Source organism: Duodenibacillus massiliensis (assembly GCF_928721995.1).
GTDB classification, from domain to species: Bacteria; Pseudomonadota; Gammaproteobacteria; order Burkholderiales; family Burkholderiaceae_F; genus Duodenibacillus; species Duodenibacillus massiliensis.
Genome location: NZ_OV788642.1, coordinates 2,160,639 through 2,181,709 on the forward strand (window position 1 = coordinate 2,160,639; position 21,071 = coordinate 2,181,709).

The following is a 21,071-nucleotide window of genomic DNA, read 5'->3' on the forward strand; positions in this document are numbered from 1 at the left end:
TACGAGGTCACGGATTAAGGGTTGTGTTGCTGCCCGCTTTGAGGCTTCGCGGCGCAAAGCTCGCAAGCCACCGGCAGGCGGTGCGGATGACGCCTAAGCGTCCCGGCAGAAATTCGATCATGGAGGCAAAGCCGTAAAGGGCAAGTTTCCCAAGCCGCACGAACCCGGTGAGGAACCGGTCGTCAACGTGCCCTTCGGGGGCAATTGCCCACATACCGCGGCGCGCAAAGGTGCAGCGGTTAAATTCAATTTCTTCGCGCAGTGTCGTGAGGTTTAATGTGAGTTCGACCCGGTCGCCCGCTTTAAATAGCGACGGCGTCACCGCAAAGCGGTAGTCCTGCCCGTCGGTTGAAAGCGTCACGAAAGCAGATTTGGCGGCCAAAAGACTTTCAGCTTCGGCCGGATTATCAAGCGCAATGCAGACCGTATCCTGAGAGTACTCGGTCATCTGCGCGTTGATGATGCGGCCGTCAGGGAGCGTCACGGGCGCGGGGATTCTGAGCGCAATGCGCGGGAACTTATAGGGCTGCACGTCTTCCACGGCAACGGCCATCGTGGCGCCCAAAATCATGAGGTTGTACGCGATCCACCCGATATTGATCGCAAGCGTCAGATATTCGGGATTGGGGCTCATAAAGGCCTTGAAAATACCCACCACAAGCCCCGCGGCATTTAACCCGAGCAAAATGAGGTAGGGAACCGAAATATGCCAGTCAAGATACTTTTGGCCGATGGTGCCGCCTTTGGCGGTCACGTTAAATTTTCCCTTGTGCGGAAAGATCACCGCAACGGTTGTGGGCAGCAGGATGTACCAGGAGAGAATCGTCTCGTAGACGCCGCTTAAGAAAGGATAGCGGTGGCCGCGCTGCAGGCGCTGGTTGGTTAAGGCCGAGTGAATCATGTGCGGCAGCACGTAGGCAAAGATGGACGCTGCCGTCGCGTAGATCACGTAGGTGCCGAAAAACATGTAGGGCAGGGGCGCCACCAGAAAGATGATGCGCGGCAGACCGTGGAAAAAGTGCAGCATGGCGTTAAAAAAGCAGAGCCGCTGCGGCAGCGTAAGGCCCCGGCCCAACAGGGGATTGTCCAGCCTGAAAATCTGAATCATGCCGCGCGCCCAGCGGATGCGCTGTCCGATGTGCGCGGCGAGGTTGTCGGTGGAAAGCCCCGAGGCAACCGGCGTATCAATAAAGGCAGAGGACCACCCGCGGCGGTTGAGTTTCAAAGACGTGTGCGCATCTTCCGTCACGGTCTCAACGGCAATGCCTCCGACTTCTTCGAGCGCCTTGCGGCGCATCACGGCACTGGACCCGCAGAACATCGTGGCGTTCCAGGTGTCGTTCCCCTTTTGAATAAAGTCGTGAAAGAGCGCGTTTTCAATGGGCATTGCGCGTTCAAGATGCATGTTCTTTTCAAAGGGATCGGGCGAATAGAAATGATGCGGCGTCTGAACGAGCGCAATTTTGGGGTTGGCAACAAGCCACCCCATCGTCTTTAAGAGAAAGTCGCAGGAGGGCACATGGTCACAGTCAAAAATCGTGATGAATTCGCCGTTTGTCACGGTCATCGCGTGATTGATGTTGCCGGCCTTGGCGTGGTTGTGTTCTTTGCGTTTGATGTAGCCCGCGCCCACTTCGCGCATGAAGTCGGCAAACGCCGGGCGCGAGCCGTCGTCCAGCAGATAAACGTGGAGTTTTTCCTTGGGCCAGTCGAGGTTAAGCGCAGCAAAAACCGTGGGCTTAATGACGTCTAAGGACTCGTTATAGGTCGGAATAAAGATGTCAACGTGCGGCCAGGTGCTGCGGTCCGCAGGCAGGGGCGCCGGTTTTCTGTCCAAAACCCAACAGACCTGGAAGTACCCGAGCACCATCACGAGGAAGGCGTAGATTTCCGCGGCAAGCAGAATCAGCCCGAGCACAATTTCGATCCAGGAGTCCGGACTGATGGTTGTCGTGCAGCGCCACCAGAGGTAGCGCCCGGAGACCACAATCGAAATCACGAAAAGAAGCATCAGGGGCAGGCGCGCCTGAATCTGTACGATGAGAACCGCCAGAACGAGCATCGCCGAAAGGAAGAGCACCTGTCCCTCAAGGTCAAAGGGCTGCGTGATCGTTAAAAGCGCAAGCCCGAAAGACACAAGCCCCACGGTCCAGAGAAGGACTTTACGCACCGCAGGCGACAAATGGGCGCCGCGCGCTTCCACCGAGTCCATCTCGGCGTCACTGCGGTTAATGAACTGACGGCCTTTTTCGGCAAAGATGTCGCCTGCGCGCGCAAGTTTCGCCCAAAACCCCTGCAGGGCGGCCTTCACCCAGGCAACAAACCGGGTCGTTCCTTCCGCGGGCTGTCGGAAAAGGGTAAGCCACACAAACTCAATGACGATACGCAGGGCGTCCAGGGGAAGAAGCGCCCCCTTGGCGGGATCGGGGAGCACGCGGGAAAAGCGCGCGAGAATACCCTTCCAGGGATCTTTTTCCAAGGGAAGAATCAGCCAGGCCGCGGCGAGAAAAAAGAGATTCACACAGGCGGCGGCTTTGGAGGTGCCGGCGGCAAGCCACAGGGCTAAACGACGCCGCCCGGCCTCACAGACCGAGGAAAACAAGGAAAACTGCATGGGAGTGGCCGGAACTGAAAAATCGCGTTGACCCGCCATTTTACGTGGGCGGGGGCCGTTTCAGGGCCGATTCTTAAAGGTTTGTTACGGCCCGCACCTGTTATTCACAGAATTTCCCGCAGGAAGCCCGGGGATTGAGCCCCGGGAGGAATGCAGGCTTTCGAAATTTTTTTAATCTTGGCCCAAACGCAGCCAAACCATGCACATAGTTTTCGCTTAAGGTATATTCAGCCGCTATGAAATCGCGCACCCCGTCCTTTGTCATCGAGCTGGGCCTGAAAACCGGAGAGGATCAGGAAAGTGCACTGGAGACCTACTTCTCCGATGCACGCCAGCTCTTCAATGCTGTTCTCGGAACGGCAAAGAAACGTGTGCGCGCCATGAAAAGCACTGAAGCATGGAAGCTGACGGCCGCGATGCCCAAGGGCAAAGACCGCAACAAGCGGTTTAAGGAAATTCAGAAGTCCGCCCGCCTTTCCGAGTATGCCCTGCATGATGTCGTGAAAGAGCACCGTGCCAAGGGCGGCTTTACAAAGCGCATCGGCATCAACGAAGCGCAGAAAATTGCCACACGTGTCTGGCAGGGCATTGAGCGCTGGTTGCTTCATCAGGGAGGTCAGCCGCGGTTTAAGAGTGCTAAACGGGGCTTGCACAGCGTAGAGGGAAAATCAAACAAAACAGGGTTGCGTTGGAAGGCTAAGACGTGGACGCTCGAGGTTTTGGATCTGGTGATAAAGGCTGAAGAGCCGGATGCCTGGCAGAAAGAAGCGCTTCTTTCAGCAACAGATCCGTCCGGCTTTAAGCGTGTCAAATACTGCCGTCTTGTCCGGCGGATGATCCGCGGCCGTATGCGCTACTTTGTTCAGCTCATTGTCGAAGGCGTACCGCCCGTCAAGCACGTTTATGCTCCCAAGGATCTCAAGGTGGCTGTTGACCCGGGCCCGAGGACCATGACTTTTTACAGCCCCGAGTGGCAGCAAAAGATTTTGGTGAGCGCGGGCACTGTCTCTCAGGAAAAGGAGATTGCGTGTCTTTTACGTGCCATGGACCGCTCCCGCAGAGACACGAATCGGGAGTGCTACAACGCGGACGGCACCGTTAAAGCCGCCGGAAAAAAGATTGTCTGGAAGGAATCCAAGACCTATAAGGCAACAAAGGAAAAACTTGCGGATCTGTACCGCCGCCAGGCGCAAACCCGCCGTTGCCTGCACGGCGAAGTGATTAACCAGGTGTTCGGCAGGGCCGGCACCGTCATTGTGGAGAAGAACTCATACAAAGCATTTCAGAGAGCCGGATACGGCAAGAGTTTGGGCAAAAGCGGTATTGCAGGATTGATAACCCGGATGACAAGTAAGGCTGAAAGCGCCGGCTGTTGTGTGGTGGAAGTCAGTCCCCGGAAACTGCGCCCGAGTCAGCACGATCCCGAAACGGGAACGTACCGTAAGAAGGCTCTTTGGGAGAGAAGTCATCAGTTGGGAGATACGGGCTAGTACATGGACCGCGATGTCGCGGCCGCCATGAACCTGTATTTCGCGGATCCCGCCACTGACAGCTACGATCTGAAGGCTGAGCAATCAGCGCTTGCGAGGCACAAACAAGTCTCAGGGAACGCCGGATCGATAGTGCGGTACAAACCAGCGAATCGGCAAGACGAAGCAGTCCTTCGCCGGAACCGACGGATCGAGCTGATGAAGCCTGTACCCGTAGAGCGGTTGCGTTTTAAATGTTCCTGTGGTGCAGGGGACGCCCGGGCAGACAAGGCCTCAAAAACCTTGGCTGTTACGGGAAAGCCTGCACTGTGTCAGGAAACCCCGCGCTTTCAAGCGCGGGTTGTTTAGAAGAATCCGAAAAAAAAATCGTAATTTTCTTTGCGGTGCGCCGCGCTTTATCGTATCGTTGCTAAGGTGAACGGCGTAGATTTTTGCGTCGACACAACGCTTTGCGGATAAGTCTTAACGGGCCCCCCGGCATTTCCCCGCCGGGTGTCTCAGATGAGGCCAGCCGCCGGGCGCTCAAGCTCTGCCGGAACCTTCCCTTTTGTCCGGCGGAAAACACCACGAAGGCGTCCGCTCACAAAGGATGCCTACATCGGAGAAGTGAGAAGATGAAGCTAGTTAAGACCATGATGGCAGCCGCCGCTGCCGCTGCCTGTGTGTCCGTTTCGGTTGCCGGCCTGCCCAACATTGCCGTGCTCGCCACGGGCGGCACGATTGCCGGCGCCGGTAATTCCGCAACGGGGTCCTCGTACACCGCGGGCAAGGTCTCGGTGAACCACCTGGTGGCTGCTGTTCCGCAGCTTGCCGAAATCGCCAACATCGTTCCCAAGCAGGTCGTGCAGATCGGTTCTCAGGACATGACCGATGACGTCTGGCTCAAACTCAATAAGACCATCAACGCCGACTGTAGCAAGTATGACGGCTTTGTGATCACGCACGGCACGGACACGATGGAAGAAACGGGGTATTTCCTCAACCTCACGCTGCGCTGCAAGAAGCCCGTGGTGCTCGTGGGCGCAATGCTTCCTTCGACCGGTCTCGGTGCGGACGGTCCGCGTAACCTCTATAACGCCGTGCTCGTGGCTTCCACGAAGGCGACGGCCGAACAGGGTGTTGTCGTTGCGATGAACAACATCGTTGTCGGTGCCCGTGACGTTTTGAAGTCCAACACCGTGCAGCCCGATACCTTCATCGCCGGCAACTTCGGCAAGGTCGGCACGATCTTCAACAACAAGGTCACCTACGAAAGTAAGCCCCTGCGCAAGCACACCTACCAGACGCCCTTTAAGGTCGATAACCTCACGAAGCTCCCGAAGGTCGGTATCGTCTATAACCACGGCGGCGTGGAAGACGTGCAGGTGAAGGCGCTTGTGAACGCCGGCTACGAAGGCATCGTGAACGCCGGTGTCGGTAACGGCAACATCCATAAGTCCATCTTCCCGGTGCTTGAAAAGGCCGCCAAGAACGGTATCGCCGTTGTGAGAAGCTCGCGCGTTCCCACGGGCGCCACCACCAAGGACGCGGAAGTCGACGACAACAAGTACGGCTTTATGTCTTCCGGCACGCTCAATCCTCAGAAGGCCCGCATCCTGCTGCAGCTGGGCCTTACGAAGACCCACGACTACAAGAAGCTTCAGGACTACTTCGATCAGTACTAATTGTCTGACCGGGGTTTCCCGGGATTTCTGACGTCAAAAAAAATTCCCCTGACCGGTTTCGGAAAGGGGAATTTTTGTGTGGGCAGCAGCCGGAAAAATTATTCCTTGTGGCCCTTGTGGCACATACCGCAGTTGGGCTTACCGTTCTTCAAAACGGCATGCACGGGCTTGCGGGAGATGAGCTTATCAACGCCGCCGTGGCACTGCAGGCAGTTTTCAAACTTCACTGTCGGGGGCGCGGGCGTATGGCATTTGTCGCAGGTCAGACCGCGGCCGATATGGCGGTCTGCAAGGGGTGCAGCCTGAGCGGCACCGGCCATAAAGGCGGCTCCTGCGCAGGCCAAAACGATCAGGCGGAAATTCATAGAAATTCCGCGAGGAAACCCGCGTCTTCAGACGCGGGAGGAATCGCGGCCCTCCTTTCTCAGTTCAGTTAAAAACATCTTTCGCTTCTCAAGAAGCGAAAGTTTCTTGTACGAAATACCGGCAGAAATCTTTGTACCGTTCAGACGGCGCACATCGAATGCACCCGAGGAGCGTCTGCCAAAAATAAAGCCGACTTCCCCTTTGCACAGCACCTTGTCAAAGAGCCTGAAGCCGTGCACTAGGTACGGAGCCTGATGGCGCTTGCGCACACCTCCTTTGAGAATCGTCAGCTTGTGGATCTGGCGATTGTGGCGGCGCGTCTGTTTCTGAAACAGGTATTCGCCCCGACGTTTTGCGTCGAGGACGCCGGCAATGCAGAAAGCGTCCGCGCAATGCGTCTTCGGCAAGCCCGCGACGATGCGCTTGTGTTTGGTCAGATACCCGTAGGTATTCGTGACAGGCAATTCGGGATGGCGCTCGCGCAGGCGGTTGAGCACCGTCCAACGCATAAGGCCCATGAAAGTCTCTGCCCTGAAAGAAGCGCCGCGCCGGGGACTGAACTGCTTCAACTTGCCTGCGTGATACGCCTTGTGGCACGCCTCGCACAGCGTGATGAGGTTGCCCGGCGCGTCGCCTCCCGTTTTCCGGCTCTCAATGTGATGCACGTTGAGAATCAGATCTTTCGATCTGCCTTTGCAGGCTTGGCAAACGTGACCGTCGCGGAACAGCACATATTCGCGCACGTTCCAAAAGCCAAGCTGCTCGCCCTGCTGATAGTCCGTGCCTTCGACTTCGGGATTCTTGATCTTCTGAATGTCGAAGGATGCGGTTTCAATCACGATTTTGGTGATCGGAAGCACTCGGCAAACCGCTTCAATGCGCGATATGTGCGCCTGAATGCGGTTCTCCACGGACGGCGCAAGCCAACCCTTGTGCTTTGATCGAACGCGATTATCAAAACGCGGCGCACGGTAGCGGGTCTTGCGGTTGCGTCGGGCGCGGCGAAGTGCCAAGCGATCCGAGAGCAAGCCCGTCACGTCCTGCCGCAGTTCGACCTCGGAAGCCAACAACTCTTCCTTGGCGGTCGTTGCGCTCAGGCCGATGTGCTTGTAGCCCGCATCCACACCCAAGGTGATCGGCTGCTTGGTTTCGCCCGTCGGCACCGTCAGTTGAATCACAAAGGGCGTTCGGCGCACAGGCACGGCCTTCCCGGCCCGAAGGAGCTTACGCGCCTTGGGCGGGGAGCACGGCATGAGCGGTTGCCCGCGCATATTCAACACAAAAACTTTCAAAGTGTTCTCCATTGACGGATACCTCGCGGGCTCCGTCTGCTCGACCTTGCGGTCGGTGGTGATCCTTCGCCAATGTTGGAAGGGGTTTGTTGTCTGAAGCACTGCTCCTACCTCTCAGAGCTTTTAACCGCAGACCGCAGAGCGCGGGACTAGGATCGACATCCCGCGGTGCCTGTTTGCGTCCCGTCTTGCGACGGAACGGATTCCCAACCAACGGAGTCCGTCCGAAAACGGACTGAGGCTAGTCAACCAAGACTTGTTGCCAAGCCTCTGACTTCAGTCAGGGGTAGTTGACGTTGTTCTCCGGACTTCTGTTGGAATTTGTTATGCGCTGCGGTCGGGGTGCCGCAACGGGAGCGAATTTTGCGCAAAATGAGCCTCTTAATCCAGGCTTAAATTTGACTATTGGCAAATCCCGAAGGTGGCCCTCTCTGTCAAAATACTTCCTAATCGCTAATCAGGAGGGCGCGGGAAGAGGCCGCTGTTAAGCCGGCAGAAGAGAAACGTTCAGGTGAAGGGCGCGTTTCCATCGCCTCGGGCTTTATGGTGGCCGATTCCCTGGACGGCGTCTGGAACAACAGTCCGTCAATCGGTGCCGGCCTCGGCGTAGGCCTTCTGCTCGGCATTCTGTCCTCCGGGAGCGGCAGCACCGAGTATGTCGAACGCGTCAACACCAGTCCGTCCACGGAAAACTTTAAGTTTTGGTATGTGTTTTCCAAAGTCAAGAAGGTGCGTGTTGAAGGCTATAAGCCGGAGTACCCCGGTGAGGATGCTCAGCACGCACGCCTCTTTGCTGCGAAGATATTTGTCGAGGTGGCAGCCAAAACCGCCGTGGATTTCGGTTTTACCCGTGTCGGCCCGATTTGGGTGAATTTCTTCCGGGAGTCCAACTGGGGCCTTGACTGGAACTATATCTGGCAACCCCTGGAAAATGAGACTTTAGGCTGTCCGAAGGTGACGGACGCAACGGAGCGCGAGGACGTGTGCCGCGTGGAGTGGGTGCCGTACTCCTCATATACGCCGTCTTTTGACGAAACTTGGCTCTTTCAGTCAGGCATCGTGCCCGATGCATTGGGCGGTGACGGTAAGAAAGACGCCTGGATGGCATTTCTCGGTTACACAGACAGTCATTTCGGGCCGCTCTTTGTGGACGAAGCAGATAACGTTGAGGATGAAGTCAGACTGCAGCATGACTTTGTGATAGGCCTGCAAAAGCACATGACGGCCGGCATGTACGCCTACGTGCCGTCCTACAGGATTGACGGGAAGGACACGCCGCAGGTGGTGATCAATAAGGATCACGTTTACAACTTTGCCGTGATAGTGCCGCGTAAGAGCGGTAAGCCCGCTGTAGTCCCGAAGACAGAGCAACGCTGACCGCAAAACGCGTGAAATTCCCTGCAGGCATTGGGCAAAATGAGGATAATTATAAATTCCGGATCATCCGGATCCGGTAACCAAAGAAGGAGCCATCATATGCAGTTAAAACACATCGCGTTTCTGACGCTTTCCGCCGTTTCCACCTTCGCCATGGCCGAAGGTTTTGACGTTGTTGTCGTGGGCTCAGGCGGCGCAGGTCTTTCCTCCGCCATTACGGCCAAGGAGTCCGGCGCTACGGTTGTGGTTCTGGAAAAGATGGCCTACATCGGCGGCAACTCCAATTTTGCTTCGGGCGGCATGAATGCCGCAGGCACCAAGCAGCAGCTCGCAGCGGGAGTGACGCAGGACAGCCCTGAGCTCTTCTACAAGGACACGATGAAGGGCGGGCATAATCTCAATAACCCTGCGTTGCTGAAGACTCTCACGGAAAACGCGAAGTACGCGGAAGAATGGCTCGTAGACCTTGGCGCGAAGTTCTGCTTCCGCAAGGGCCGCGGCGGCGGTCAGTCCATTGCCCGCGGTCACGGCCCCTGTGACGGCTCGGCTGTGGGCCCTGAAATCCTGCGTGTGCTCACCGAGCGCGCGGCCAAGGACGGGATTGCCATCCGCACTGAAAACCAGGTCGTCAAAATCGTGATGAAAAACGGCGCGGTTGCCGGGGTTGAGGTTAAGACCGAAGACGGCGTGAAGACGATTGACGCAAGGGCCGTGGTGCTTGCGACCGGCGGCTTCGGCGCCAATCAGGCGATGGTGACGAAGTACCGTCCGGAATTGAAGGGCTTTTCCACCACAAACCACCCGGGCGCTTTGGGCGAGGGCATTAAGCTCGGTGAAGACGTCGGTGCGTCGCTTACCGACATCGAACAGATTCAGATCCATCCGACCGTCATTAAGCGCGACGGTCACCTGATTTCCGAATCCATGCGTGCCCGCGGCGCGATTATGGTGAACCAAAAGGGTGAACGCTTCTGCAATGAACTTCTCACCCGCGACGTCGTGAGCCAGCATGTTTTGAAGCAGCCCGGCGGCTATGCCTACCTCATCTACGATCAGAGCATCTTTGATAGCAACAAGCTCTCCCGCGGCTATTACAAGGACGGCTACTCTGTGAAGGCTGAGAACCTCGATGAGCTCGCCCAGAAGATCAAGGTGCCCGCAAAGAAGCTCAAAGCCACGTTTGCCGCCTACAAGAAGGCCTACGACACGCAGAAAGACACCGCTTTCGGGCGTCCCGAAATGGTGATTGCGCTGGATAAGGCGCCGTACTATGCCGCGCAGATCACGCCGGGGATTCATCATACGATGGGCGGTCTCACGATTAACACCAAGGCGGAAGTGCAGAGCAAGGCCGGTAAGAGCATTCCGGGGCTTTTTGCTGCGGGTGAAGTCACGGGCGGCGTGCACGGCGGCAACCGCATCGGCGGTAACGCGGTGGCTGATATCGTGACCTTCGGGCGTATTGCCGGTAAGGATGCGGCAGCCTACGCCAAGGCTCACTAAGCAGGCTTTGGTGCGGACGGCGGGCGGGGTTCGTGAGCCATACGGCGCTGAAACCCGCTGCCGTTCTTCGGTATCCGTGTTCCTGATGCCTGACTGATCAGGAGCGGTTAAGCCCGTTGAAAAGAGAGGAACCCGGGAGGACGGGGCCAGGGGTTAATGAACGCCGGTCTCTGCCTCCTGAGTTCTCTGTGCTGTAGGTGTAACCGGTTTCTGAGAGTCATCGGACCGACAGAAACCGGGCGTGACAGCCGTAACAGACTCAGTCGTTCTTCTTGCGGTTCTTAAAGGGAACCGTGGCCTGAATGTCCTTCGTACGTTGGGTGTAGACCTTGTTGGTGAGGCGCCCTGCAAGTGCCACGGCGTCTTCCGCGATCCCAAGGTTAAAGTCGTCAAGAAGTTTCGCGGCGGCCTTCGGATCGGTCTTGACGAGCTTCACGTACTTGGCTTCAAAGCGGGCCTGCTTTTTCTCGGTCTCGGCTTCAAACTCGGCAAATGCTTTTTTGACGATCGGCGCTAGCGTCGGATAGTCCGTCATCACCAGTGTCTGCAGCTTTCTGAATTTCCAGTAGGCGCTCACGTCATCGGCTTCATCGGTCGCAGCCGTGTAGCTTGTCGGGAATTTTGAGAGCCCCTGGTAGAAGGGTACATAGACCGAGAGGTCGGACATGCCGAGCGCAAACCAGTTAATCTGGGCAATAGCCTGCGGCAGATCCGGGCGCACCTGCAGAATGTGGGTGTTCTGCGCACGGAAGACGCTCACCGGGCGGTACTCTTCCTTGCTGTTTAAGCCCTTGGAATACGGGTCGTGGCTCATGAGTTCGCCCGCCTCATAATGATTGCGCAGGATCGCCTTCATGTCCGCAAGCGTCACCTTCTTTTCGGGCGTTGCAAACACGGGGAAGGTTGTCCCCTGTGTGATGTTCTGCTTCAGTGACGGTGTGAGCATCTTCTGAATCTGCCAGACGCGGGGGTAGTTGTACGTGAGGTCGCGCTCATCGTTACGGATGTAGGCCTTGGCAAAGTTAAAGGCGCCGTCTTTGGCGGGGTCATAAAAGCCGTGTTCCTGTGCCCAGCTCACAAGGGTCTTGGAGGCCATGAAGTCAGGGTTCTTGGGATCGTAGGATTGCAGCCGTCCCTGGTTTCCTGTAGCGAAGTACTTGTCTTTGGGAAGGCGCTGCGCAAGCCACTGGTGGCCGGAACCCGCCTCAAAGTACCAGGCCTCGTTTTTATCCACAAACCCCGCACCGAAACTTTCACCGGCGCCCTGGGTTTCCACGATCCGGCCGAGAAGTTTGACGGCTTCACGGGCGGTCTTGGCCTGCGCTAGGATCACGTCCGTGATATCGCGCTCTTTGATGCCGAGCTTGGTGTGGGGGTCGAGCTTTAACACATCATCGCGGGCGTAGATCGATTCCGTGGCGGAGACACCGAGCCCGGCATCGTTAAAGCCGCAGCCGCCGTAGCGCATCGAATCCCAGTCCGGGCCTGTGGAGTAGCCGAGCGACTTTTTCGGCAGCGGATACTCAAAGGTTTCCTTTTTCGAATTGTCTGACCCGCGGTACACGGCACCGGTCTTGTTGACGGCTGCCGGGTGCATGATGAGAAGCGAGGGATTGAGTGCGCTCGAATCGACCGAACGCGCAATGAAGACCGAGCCGTCCGAGGTGGCTTCCGAACCGACAAGAACCGTGGTGCAGGCAAGCGTTGCACCCGAGACCAAGGCCGCGGCGAGTGCGGCGGCGACCATATTGAGCTTCATTTCAACCCTCTCTAAATAAAGATAAGCAAAACAACCTAAGCTATTCTAATCATACGTTTGTCTCAGTGCTTGGACCGTACCCGGAAGGGAGGTGTGGCAGTGGGCAACTCAGCTGAAACTTCGAAACAGGCCCGGCTTCTCCTGTAAAATCCTTTGTGAATCAGATGTTTGTATGCAGGAGGGGTCGCTATGCCAAAGAAACGGACGTACCCAAAAAGTGCTGAGGCGTTTAATGCTTTCATCAGGAAGCACGGGCTTGAGGATCTCTCCAAACTCGAAGAAAGGCTCGAGGTCGGTAAGGGCTATCTTCGCTACTACGTCAGCAAAGGTACGGCACGGCTGAGAGAAATAAGCATGTTTCGGCTCAGCGCTCTTGCCGGTATTTCCGGCATTGATCCGGACCTCGCGGCCGGTTACAAGGCTGATGTTGATTACTACGGCAAGGCCGCTGAAGAGAAAGCACTTGATCCGCGGATCGTATGGATTACGAACCTTCGGAAGTCGCTCGGAATGAGCCGAAGGGCAATGTCACTTGCCATGGGCCGCAATCCGATGTACATCGCCAACATCGAGAAAACAAACAAGCCGAAACCTCAGTCTCTCACAGAATTTCCCGCAGGAAGCCCGGGGCTTGAGCCCCGGGAGGAATGCGGGCTTTCGAAATTTTTTAATCTTGGAGCAAACGCAGCCAAACCATGCACATAGTTTTCGCTTAAGGCATATTCAGCCGCTATGAAATCGCGCACACCGTCCTTTGTCATCGAGCTGGGCCTGAAAACCGGAGAGGATCAGGAAAGTGCACTGGAGACCTACTTCTCCGATGCACGCCAGCTCTTCAATGCTGTTCTTGGAACAGCAAAGAAACGCGTGCGCGCCATGAAAAGCACTGAAGCATGGAAGCTCACGGCCGCGATGCCCAAGGGCAAAGACCGTAACAACCGGTTTAAGGAAATTCAGAAGTCCGCCCGCCTTTCCGAGTATGCCCTGCACGATGTCGTGAAAGAGCACCGCGCCAAGGGCGGCTTTACAAAGCGCATCGGTATCAACGAAGCGCAGAAAATTGCCACACGTGTCTGGCAGGGCATTGAGCGCCGGCTGCTTCATCAGGGAGGTCAGCCGCGGTTTAAGAGTGCTAAACGGGGCTTGCACAGCGTTGAGGGAAAATCAAACAAAACAGGGTTGCGTTGGAAGGCTAAGACGTGGACGCTCGAGGTTCTGGATCTGGTGATAAAGGCTGAAGCCCCGGATGCCTGGCAGAAAGAAGCTCTTTTTTCAGCAACAGATCCGTCCGGCTTTAAGCGTGTCAAATACTGCCGTCTTGTCCGGCGGATGATCCGCGGCCGTATGCGCTACTTTGTTGAGCTCATTGTCGAAGGCGTACCGCCCGTCAAGCACGTTTATGCTCCCAAGGATCTCAAGGTGGCTGTTGATCCGGGCCCGAGGACCATGACTTTTTACAGCCCCGAGTGGCAACAAAAGATTTTGGTGAGCGCGGGCACTGTCTCTCAGGAAAAGGAGATTGCGCGTCTTTTACGTGCCATGGACCGCTCCCGCAGAGACACGAATCGGGAGTGCTACAACGCGGACGGCACCGTTAAAGCTGCCGGAAAAAAGCTTGTCTGGAAGGAATCCAAGACCTATAAGGCAACAAAGGCAAAACTTGCGGATCTGTACCGCCGCCAGGCGCAAACCCGCCGTTGCCTGCACGGCGAAGTGATTAACCAGGTGTTCGGCAGGGCCGGCACCGTCATTGTGGAGAAGAACTCATACAAAGCATTTCAGAGAGCCGGATACGGCAAGAGTTTGGGCAAAAGCGGTATTGCAGGATTGATAACCCGGATGACAAGTAAGGCTGAAAGCGCCGGCTGTTGTGTGGTGAAAGTCAGTCCCCGCAAAACTGCGCCCGAGTCAGCACGATCCCGAAACGGGAACGTACCGTAAGAAGGCTCTTTGGGAGAGAAGTCATCAGTTGGGAGATACGGGCTGGTACATGGACCGCGACCTTGCGGCCGCCATGAACCTGTATTTCGCGGATCCCGCCACTGACAGCTACGATCTGAAGGCTGAGCAATCAGCGCTTGCGAGGCTCAAACAAGTCTCAGGGAACGCCGGATCGATAGTGCAGTACAAACCAGCGAATCGGCAAGACGAAGCAGTCCTTCGCCGGAACCGACGGATCGAGCTGATGAAGCCCGTACCCGTAGAGCGGTTGCGTTTTAAATGTTCCTGTGGTGCAGGGGACGCCCGGGCAGACAAGGCCTCAAAAACCTTGCCTGTTGCGGGAAAGCCTGCACCGTGTCAGGAAACCCCGCGCTTTCAAGCGCGGGTTGTTTAGTTGTTTGAGCTGCTGTCAGCTGAAGCTCTCTTTTTCTTTTTATGGAATGACACGTCAGCAAATTAACAACAAATTAACAGCATTTTGTTGTAAACCAGCTGATAAAATTGCGGTGTGTGGTGAATTTCATCGGAGAAAACCATGGCAACACTGCAGTTTGCCTTTCGCCTGGACGCGGAAGTCGGGCAGAAGGTGAAGGAGGTATCTGAGCGGTTGGGTATCTCTGCCACCGATGCCTTCCGGATGTTTGCATACGCTTATGTCCAATCAGGCGGTTTCCCTTTTCCGATTCGCCTGAATCAGGAAAAAAACAAGGCTGAGCCGTTTGCCTCGGAAGCTGAAATGAATGATTTTGTGCAGGCTGCCGGCGCGGACATGATGCGCAGATTCGATGAAGAAGAGGCCCGACATGGAGCGCGGTGATGTCTGGACGTGCCTCTACGAAGGCTATGCCTCCAAGCCGCGCCCAGTCCTCATCGTGCAGGACAACGCGGTTTCCGGACAGTTCGGCTCTACGGTGATGTGTCTGATTACGTCGTTTGTGTCAGACGATATTCCGACGCGCGTCAGAATCGAGCCGAGCCCTGCAAACGGACTTCTCAAGACAAGCTGGATTGCGACGGAAAAGATCATGGCTGTGCCTCAGTGCATTAAAAAACAAAGTCGGTCAGCTGTCGAAATCCGATATGCAGAAGGTTTCTGAGTCACTGCGTAAGGTGCTCGGCCTTTGAAAAGTTTCTACTTCTGTTGCTGAAGTCCCGGACGGATGAAGTGTTTGACGGGTTGCCGGATTTTTGGGCACAACTTCAGCGTACCTGGGCTCTGGGTAAAGACGGAGCTCAGGCGCTTTTGATATTGAGCGGTTCAGTGCAAACTGCGGTTGAACGGATTTTCGGCAGCCGCAACGAGCCTCTTTTCGGACGGTCAGACCAAATGATGATCGTTCAGCCTTTTACGACGAGTCTTATCGGCCAAATTTATTCGGATGCAAAACCATCGGTATTTGTCTCGAAAGATTTGTTGCTTTTCGGAGGCGTTGCGCGATATATTGAGGCGCTTGTTGACGCGCAGGCCGTGACGCAGGAAAAAATCCTCTCATTTCTTTTTTCAGAGCCCGGCACGGCGTTGCTGAAGGAAGGCGATGCGCTGCTGGCCAATGAGTTTCGGCTTACGGCTCCGCTTTACCGCCGAATTCTGTACAAGCTCGCGACAGGGCGCTCCAAACGCACGCAACTGCAGGATGGCGAGACGGTTGATATTTCGCCGTATCTGGCACGCCTTGAAAATTTGTACGGACTTGTTAGCCGCGTGCACCCTTTTGGGGAACCCGCAGAAACACGCAAGACGCGCTATCGTGTACCCGATCCGTATCTGAGATTTTGGCTGAACTTTTTAAGCGGAGACGATGTCGAGGCGCAGATCGAACTGCAGAAATGGCCTGACTTGATCGGGCAGACAGCTGCGGCTTTGCCTGCCTATCTTGGCCGGTCGCTGGAAGACTGGTACCGGCGGCGTTTTTTGGAGTTTGCGGGACTTTCGCCGGTGGGAGCCTGGTGGGATCGACGCGGTGAAAACGAAGTTGATCTCATTGCGCTTGATAAGTCCGGAAAGCGAATTATCTTTGCGGAGGTGAAAACCCGGGCCTCAAAGCTTGATGAAGCAAAACTGCGTCAAAAAGCAAAAGCGTTTTTTGATGCGCACGGCGGTTACAGCTCGTGGGAGGCGATATTCCTCGGGCTCACGCCTGATCAGATGCTCGATGCGTCAGAGAGGATCTTGGAACAAAAAATTCTCTGACTGTGCCGGCAGAAATTTGAGATCGGCCGGGTAATGACTTTTGTCAGACAGTGGTTTCAGAAAGCAGGAACTGAAAAAAACAAGGGCTCCCCGATCGGGAGCCCTTAAGAATTTTGTGGCGGAGAAGGAGGGATTCGAACCCTCGAGACCAGGTATATTTGATCTGCGCCCTTAGCAGGGGCGTGCCTTCAGCCACTCGGCCACTTCTCCGCGAAGAATTTCTGCTCGCGCAGTTCTTCGGAATTGCGCATCATACATGAATCATGTCATCGGCGCAAAACTTTAAGCCGCAGAAACCGGGGAATTGACTCGGATTTGAGTCTTGTTGTTTGATTAAAAAAGAAAATATGAAAGAAGGTTAATCAGGAGTTTACGTGCGGCTGATCGATTTGCCCGAGGCACAGATTTGTCAGTCAGCTTAAGAGCAGTGTTGCTTTCGGGCCTAACTTTAAAGAGACGGCCATTACAGGATTACGCAAATGTGAGTGACGATCTGTCTTCAAAAGTATGTTACGGATTTTTCAGAGCAAATTTTGTCGGAAAATTGAGTAACGGGTTCTTGTACTTAAAATGCAGCGCACTGAGTCGTAATTTGTGTGCGGGAAAACAATATGCCGGATTTCAGTTTGTATAAAAAAGAGCTCACGGTGGGTGCTGAGTCAATTGACATCCAGGGCCACGTCAACAACCGTGAGTACATGCGCTGGATGGAAGAGGCCGCCACCGAACACGCGGCCACTTTCGGCTGGGACTGGAAAACGCTGGTGTCGATGAAACGAAGCTGGGTGGCCCGAGAGCACTGGATTGAGTATCTCAAACCCTGCTTTGAGGGCGACAGACTCACGGTCTTTACGTGGCTTCAGGCCGTCAGAGGCCCGGTGTGCCTGAGACGCTATGCCGTCAAAAAAGGTGAGGAACTGGCTGCAATCGGTGCAACGGAATGGGTTTTTATCGATCTTGAAAGAGGGCGGCCCGTGGCGATCGCTTCGCCCGATAAAGAGCGTTTTGCGGCGCTCGTGCTGGACAACGATGCGCCGGAACTTCAGCAATACGGCATTGCCCGGGAAATCCGGTTTGCACCGTCGGCCAGCCTACTGCGCGTCTGAGGTGCCTTTTTTCAGAAAGTCGGGGAGGTTCTTTTCCTCGATTTTGTCCCGGTTTTGCACCATGTGTCCCATCGAAAACTCACAGCCGCACCACTGCTGGTTGTAAAAGTTATTGATTTTGATGAGTTCACCGCGCCTGTCCTGCAGGCCCCCTTTCCTCCAGTTCTTTTCCCAGTAGGTCACGCCGGGGTACTTCTTTTCGGCGGCGTGGCCGGCCGCGTCAACCTGACTTAAGGTCTTCCAGCGGCTTGAGGCAAGCGTCGTTGTAAAGCGTTTGATCCCGAGCTCGCTGCATTTTTGGGCGGCTTTTTCCAGACGCAGATCAAAGCAGCACTGGCAGCGCGCACCGCGCTCGGGTTCGAGCTCAAGGCCCCTGACGCGTTCGCGCCAGAGATCGTGCTCCCAGTCGCCGTCAATCACGCGGATCCCGAGTTTTTCACAGTACCGGGTGATTTCGCCCTTGCGCTTTTCATATTCATCCCGCGGAAAGATATTGGGGTTGTAATAATAGACAACGGGGGTGATGTCGTTTTTAAGCATCCACTCGATGATCGCGGCTGAGCAGGGCGCGCAGCAGCTGTGCAGCAGTACGGTTTCCATGGGACAAACTGAGTCTGTGGTTGAAAAGACACGGCGGCACAATTTTTTGTTGTTGCCGGGTGTTTACTTTAGTGCGGGATTATGCCAAAATGCGTGTCTCAAATTTTTTTGCGTTTGAGGTAGATATGCGCCCTTAGGTTGGGGTGCACGACTCGGCGCCCACAACAAACAACAGAATTTAGGATTAGGTGCTTATCAATGCCCACCATTCGCGTTAAGGAAAACGAACCGTTTGAAGTTGCGCTGCGTCGCTTCAAGCGCACCATCGAAAAGTCCGGCCTGCTCACCGAGCTCCGTGCCCGTGAGTTCTACGAAAAGCCCACGGCTGAACGTAAGCGCAAGAAGGCTGCTGCCATCAAGCGTCACTACAAGCGTCTGCGCAGCATGATGCTGCCCAAGAAGCTCTACTGATCGCTTCGTACCGGCCCTGAGTCGGTATCAGCTTGATAAGCCAGAAAGCGGCCGCTCTTCAAACGGGTTGGCCGCTTTTGTTTTGTTCGGAGAAAAGACAATGTCACTCAAGGAAACCGTAACAAATGACATGAAGGACGCCATGCGCGCCCATGATTCCGCCAAGCTTTCCTGCCTGCGTCTGCTTCTGGCAGCCGTCAAGCAGCGTGAAGTGGATGAGAGAATCGAACCGACCGATGACGTGGTGATCAGCGTGATCGGCAAACTTGTCAAGCAGCGCCGCGACTCGGTTGAGCAGTACACCGCCGCCAACCGCAAGGACCTCGCCGACAAGGAACAGTTTGAAATCGACGTGATGCAGAAGTACCTGCCGCAGCAGATGAGCGAGGATGAAATCCGCGCAATCGTTGAAGAAGCGGTGAAGGCTACCGGTGCTTCCGGCATGGCCGCCATGGGCAAGGTGATGGGCGTCGTGAAGGGTAAGTGCGCCGGCAAGGCCGACATGGGTAAGGTAAGCGCCGTTGTGAAGGCCGTGCTTTCGGCTTAATTTGGGGCTTAACCCGTACAATCCGCCGTAATCCAATCCGGAAGGGCCTTTTTGCCTGACCGGTGCCGGCGGATTTCTTTCTTACGTTTAAACAGGCCATGATTCCCGAGTCTTTTATCCAGGAGCTTTTAAACCGCGTTGACATCGTGGAGATGATCAACAAGGTTGTGCCGCTTAAAAAGACCGGAAAAAACTACATGGCCTGCTGCCCTTTTCACAAGGAAAAGACGCCGTCTTTTTCCGTGAATCCCCAGAAGCAGTTTTTTAAGTGTTTCGGCTGCGGCGCCGCAGGAAGCGCCATCGGCTTTGTGATGCGCTACGAGGGGCTCACCTACCCTGAAGCGATCCGAAAGCTTGCCGACAGCGTCGGCATGGTGGTGCCGGAGGAAAAGGGCGCTGCAAAGCGCGAAGCGCGGGCCCGGACGCTCACTGACCGCATGCAGCAGGCGGCGAACTTTTACGTTGAAGCGCTTAAGGAAAACACGCGGGCGCAGGATTACCTCAAGACCCGCGGCATTACCGGAGAAACGGCGGCACGGTTTTCGCTGGGGTATTCGCCGGACGCCTGGCAGAGCCTTGAGAGCGTTTTCGGAGAACACTACAAAGACCCGGAAATGGAGGAAACAAACGGGTGCGGTCTCGTGATCGTGAACGAAAACGGACGCCGCTACGACCGTTTCCGCGGCCGCATCATGTTTCCGATCCGAAACCGCCGCGGGCAGGTGATTGGGTTCGGGGCCCGCACGATGACCGGGGATGAGCACCCCAAGTACTTAAACAGCCCGGAAACCGCGATTTACCATAAGGGCCTTGAAATCTACGGGCTCTACGAGGCGGCGGACGCCGTGCGCACGTCCGGGCGCGCCATTGTCTGCGAGGGTTATATGGACGTGATCCAGCTCTCGCAGGCGGGCTTTCGGGAGGCGGTTGCGGCGCTCGGGACTTCCATCACCAGCGATCACGTCCGAAAGCTTCTGAAAACCGTTGACAAGATTTACTTCAGTTTTGACGGAGATTCGGCGGGGCAGCATGCCTTAAGGCGCGCGATGGAAGCGGCGCTTCCTGCCGTCGGCGACGCCCAGGAAATCCGCTTTGTGGTGCTGCCGCCCGAACATGACCCCGACAGCCTTATTAAGGCGCTCGGGGCCTCGGCCTATGAAGACGAACTCAAAAAGAGTCTGACGCTCTCGCAGTTTTTCGTAAAAAGCGTGATGGAAGGAAAAGACCCTGCCACCGCTGAAGGCCGAAGCCAGTTTTTGGCTGAAGCCAAGCCCCTGGTGCTTCTGATGAAAAACGCGCCGCTTTTAAGGGGGCAGTTGATCGGGGAACTTGCGATGTACGCGCGGATGACCCCGGACGAACTGGCGAGGGCCTTCGGGCTTGCGCAGGCGCCGCTTCCGGCGCGTCCTGCCGTCCCCGCGTTTAACCGCACGCCCGGTTTCGGCTTTCAGAAAAAACCGGGGTTTTTCAGAGGAAGCGGCTACCGAGAAGCGCCGCGGCGCATCACGCCCGTGCCGGGGGTGGCCGACATGCGCGAAAAACTCCTGCAGTACTTTGTGAGTTACCCGGAACTCGCGTACGAATTCGGGCCCCGCATTGCCGAAGAATTTGTGGACGCCGAAGACCCGGTGGCGCAGCAGATTGTGGAAGTCTGGCGCGCGGTGCAGGGTGACGGCGACCACCCGGTCGATAAACCGCAGGTTCTTCTGGAAATGCTCGCGCAAAGCCCCAACGCCCCCTATTACCGCGAGCTTTTGGCGCGGGAAATGCTCATTGAAACGCCTCTGGCTGCAGCGCGCCAGGAAATCAATGTGGCGATGAACCGGCTTGAACTGCAGCGCATCGAGCGAATGCTCACCGACATTGCGGCTTCGCCCAATCCGGACCTTGCGCGCTATCAGGCGCTCACCGCCCGCCGCATGGCCATTAAAGCCCAGATTGACGAAATCAGTCAGGCCTTTGACCGCACCGCGGAACTGGCGACCCTCTGATTTCACGCCGTTTTCGGTTATTTGACTTTTCGCCTGAAATTTGAGATAATCTAAAAGATTTTGCCGCCCGTGTTTTTTGCTGCCGGAAGAAAAACACGCCCAGGAGACCGAGCGAAAGCCGTCGGAGGCGGGGCGACAGAGAATCAGTGCGACGTGAGGCCTTTTACTGGCTGTTACCGGACACGAATGTCCGGACGGCCCAAGTTACCGCTCTCGGCC

Annotated in this window: 20 protein-coding genes and 1 tRNA gene; 15 read left to right on the forward strand and 6 right to left on the reverse strand. The window is 56.0% G+C overall.

Features of this window, described 5'->3' with window-relative positions:
* Nucleotides 1-7: 7 nt before the first annotated feature.
* A complete protein-coding gene (gene bcsA / locus NXF97_RS09930) occupies nt 8-2,614 on the reverse strand; it encodes a UDP-forming cellulose synthase catalytic subunit (protein WP_274955864.1) in 2,607 nt (868 codons plus the stop codon).
* Between the two features lie 236 nt (nt 2,615-2,850).
* Here bcsA and NXF97_RS09935 point away from each other — a divergent pair, with 236 nt between their 5' ends.
* From NXF97_RS09935 to ansB, 3 genes are all read left to right on the forward strand, one after another.
* Nucleotides 2,851-4,104 carry a hypothetical protein gene (locus tag NXF97_RS09935; protein ID WP_274955865.1) on the forward strand — a complete coding sequence of 418 codons (1,254 nt, stop codon included), beginning with the start codon at nt 2,851-2,853 and terminating at the stop codon, nt 4,102-4,104.
* 3 nt (nt 4,105-4,107) lie between these two features.
* The gene (locus NXF97_RS09940) at nt 4,108-4,452 is read left to right on the forward strand and encodes a hypothetical protein (protein WP_274955866.1); all 345 of its coding nucleotides are present in this window, start codon (nt 4,108-4,110) and stop codon (nt 4,450-4,452) included.
* 266 nt (nt 4,453-4,718) lie between these two features.
* Nucleotides 4,719-5,768: an L-asparaginase 2 gene (ansB, locus tag NXF97_RS09945; RefSeq protein WP_274955867.1), complete on the forward strand. Its 1,050-nt coding sequence runs from the start codon at nt 4,719-4,721 to the stop codon at nt 5,766-5,768.
* A gap of 98 nt (nt 5,769-5,866) precedes the next feature.
* On the opposite strand, the gene NXF97_RS09950 is transcribed toward ansB, so the two are convergent.
* Nucleotides 5,867-6,133: a cytochrome c3 family protein gene (locus NXF97_RS09950; RefSeq protein ID WP_274955868.1), complete on the reverse strand. Its 267-nt coding sequence runs from the start codon at nt 6,131-6,133 to the stop codon at nt 5,867-5,869.
* 27 nt (nt 6,134-6,160) lie between these two features.
* A complete protein-coding gene (iscB, locus tag NXF97_RS09955; protein ID WP_274955869.1) occupies nt 6,161-7,438 on the reverse strand; it encodes an RNA-guided endonuclease IscB in 1,278 nt (425 codons plus the stop codon).
* Nucleotides 7,439-7,969: 531 nt separating this feature from the next.
* Between iscB and NXF97_RS09960 the strand changes: the two genes are divergently transcribed.
* Nucleotides 7,970-8,803, forward strand: coding sequence for a hypothetical protein (locus NXF97_RS09960; protein ID WP_274955870.1), 834 nt, complete (start codon nt 7,970-7,972; stop codon nt 8,801-8,803).
* 99 nt (nt 8,804-8,902) lie between these two features.
* Nucleotides 8,903-10,306 (forward strand): flavocytochrome c, encoded by a 1,404-nt coding sequence (locus tag NXF97_RS09965; RefSeq protein WP_274955871.1) that lies wholly within the window; start codon nt 8,903-8,905, stop codon nt 10,304-10,306.
* Nucleotides 10,307-10,565: 259 nt separating this feature from the next.
* Here the strand turns inward: NXF97_RS09965 and NXF97_RS09970 are convergent, their stop codons facing one another.
* A complete protein-coding gene (locus tag NXF97_RS09970; protein WP_274955872.1) occupies nt 10,566-12,065 on the reverse strand; it encodes a C69 family dipeptidase in 1,500 nt (499 codons plus the stop codon).
* Between the two features lie 189 nt (nt 12,066-12,254).
* Between NXF97_RS09970 and NXF97_RS09975 the strand changes: the two genes are divergently transcribed.
* The 6 genes from NXF97_RS09975 to NXF97_RS10000 all read left to right on the forward strand — a co-directional run bounded on the left by NXF97_RS09975 (nt 12,255) and on the right by NXF97_RS10000 (nt 16,197).
* A complete protein-coding gene (locus NXF97_RS09975; RefSeq protein WP_274955873.1) occupies nt 12,255-12,770 on the forward strand; it encodes a hypothetical protein in 516 nt (171 codons plus the stop codon).
* Nucleotides 12,771-12,797: 27 nt separating this feature from the next.
* Complete coding sequence (locus NXF97_RS09980) at nt 12,798-14,006, forward strand: hypothetical protein (protein WP_274955874.1); 1,209 nt, start codon at nt 12,798-12,800, stop codon at nt 14,004-14,006.
* A gap of 28 nt (nt 14,007-14,034) precedes the next feature.
* A complete protein-coding gene (locus NXF97_RS09985) occupies nt 14,035-14,400 on the forward strand; it encodes a hypothetical protein (protein ID WP_274955875.1) in 366 nt (121 codons plus the stop codon).
* A gap of 141 nt (nt 14,401-14,541) precedes the next feature.
* Nucleotides 14,542-14,823, forward strand: coding sequence for a type II toxin-antitoxin system RelB/DinJ family antitoxin (locus NXF97_RS09990; protein ID WP_274955876.1), 282 nt, complete (start codon nt 14,542-14,544; stop codon nt 14,821-14,823).
* Nucleotides 14,810-15,103: a type II toxin-antitoxin system PemK/MazF family toxin gene (locus NXF97_RS09995; RefSeq protein WP_274955877.1), complete on the forward strand. Its 294-nt coding sequence runs from the start codon at nt 14,810-14,812 to the stop codon at nt 15,101-15,103. The genes NXF97_RS09990 and NXF97_RS09995 overlap by 14 nt, the downstream gene beginning before the upstream one ends.
* 371 nt (nt 15,104-15,474) lie before the next feature.
* Nucleotides 15,475-16,197 carry a DUF234 domain-containing protein gene (locus NXF97_RS10000; RefSeq protein ID WP_274955878.1) on the forward strand — a complete coding sequence of 241 codons (723 nt, stop codon included), beginning with the start codon at nt 15,475-15,477 and terminating at the stop codon, nt 16,195-16,197.
* A gap of 116 nt (nt 16,198-16,313) precedes the next feature.
* On the opposite strand, the gene NXF97_RS10005 is transcribed toward NXF97_RS10000, so the two are convergent.
* Nucleotides 16,314-16,407 (reverse strand) — tRNA-Ser (locus tag NXF97_RS10005).
* A 401-nt stretch (nt 16,408-16,808) separates the two neighbouring features.
* Between NXF97_RS10005 and NXF97_RS10010 the strand changes: the two genes are divergently transcribed.
* Nucleotides 16,809-17,303 (forward strand): acyl-CoA thioesterase, encoded by a 495-nt coding sequence (locus NXF97_RS10010; protein ID WP_274955879.1) that lies wholly within the window; start codon nt 16,809-16,811, stop codon nt 17,301-17,303.
* Here NXF97_RS10010 and NXF97_RS10015 read toward each other — a convergent pair.
* On the reverse strand, nt 17,289-17,903 hold the full coding sequence (locus NXF97_RS10015; RefSeq protein ID WP_022372806.1) for an epoxyqueuosine reductase QueH: 615 nt from the start codon (nt 17,901-17,903) through the stop codon (nt 17,289-17,291). The genes NXF97_RS10010 and NXF97_RS10015 overlap by 15 nt on opposite strands.
* A 198-nt stretch (nt 17,904-18,101) precedes the next feature.
* Here NXF97_RS10015 and rpsU point away from each other — a divergent pair, with 198 nt between their 5' ends.
* From rpsU to dnaG, 3 genes are all read left to right on the forward strand, one after another.
* On the forward strand, nt 18,102-18,314 hold the full coding sequence (rpsU, locus tag NXF97_RS10020; protein ID WP_008811706.1) for a 30S ribosomal protein S21: 213 nt from the start codon (nt 18,102-18,104) through the stop codon (nt 18,312-18,314).
* Between the two features lie 100 nt (nt 18,315-18,414).
* Nucleotides 18,415-18,861 carry a GatB/YqeY domain-containing protein gene (locus tag NXF97_RS10025; RefSeq protein ID WP_022372805.1) on the forward strand — a complete coding sequence of 149 codons (447 nt, stop codon included), beginning with the start codon at nt 18,415-18,417 and terminating at the stop codon, nt 18,859-18,861.
* A 98-nt stretch (nt 18,862-18,959) separates the two neighbouring features.
* On the forward strand, nt 18,960-20,852 hold the full coding sequence (gene dnaG, locus NXF97_RS10030) for a DNA primase (RefSeq protein ID WP_274955880.1): 1,893 nt from the start codon (nt 18,960-18,962) through the stop codon (nt 20,850-20,852).
* Nucleotides 20,853-21,071 lie beyond the last annotated feature (219 nt).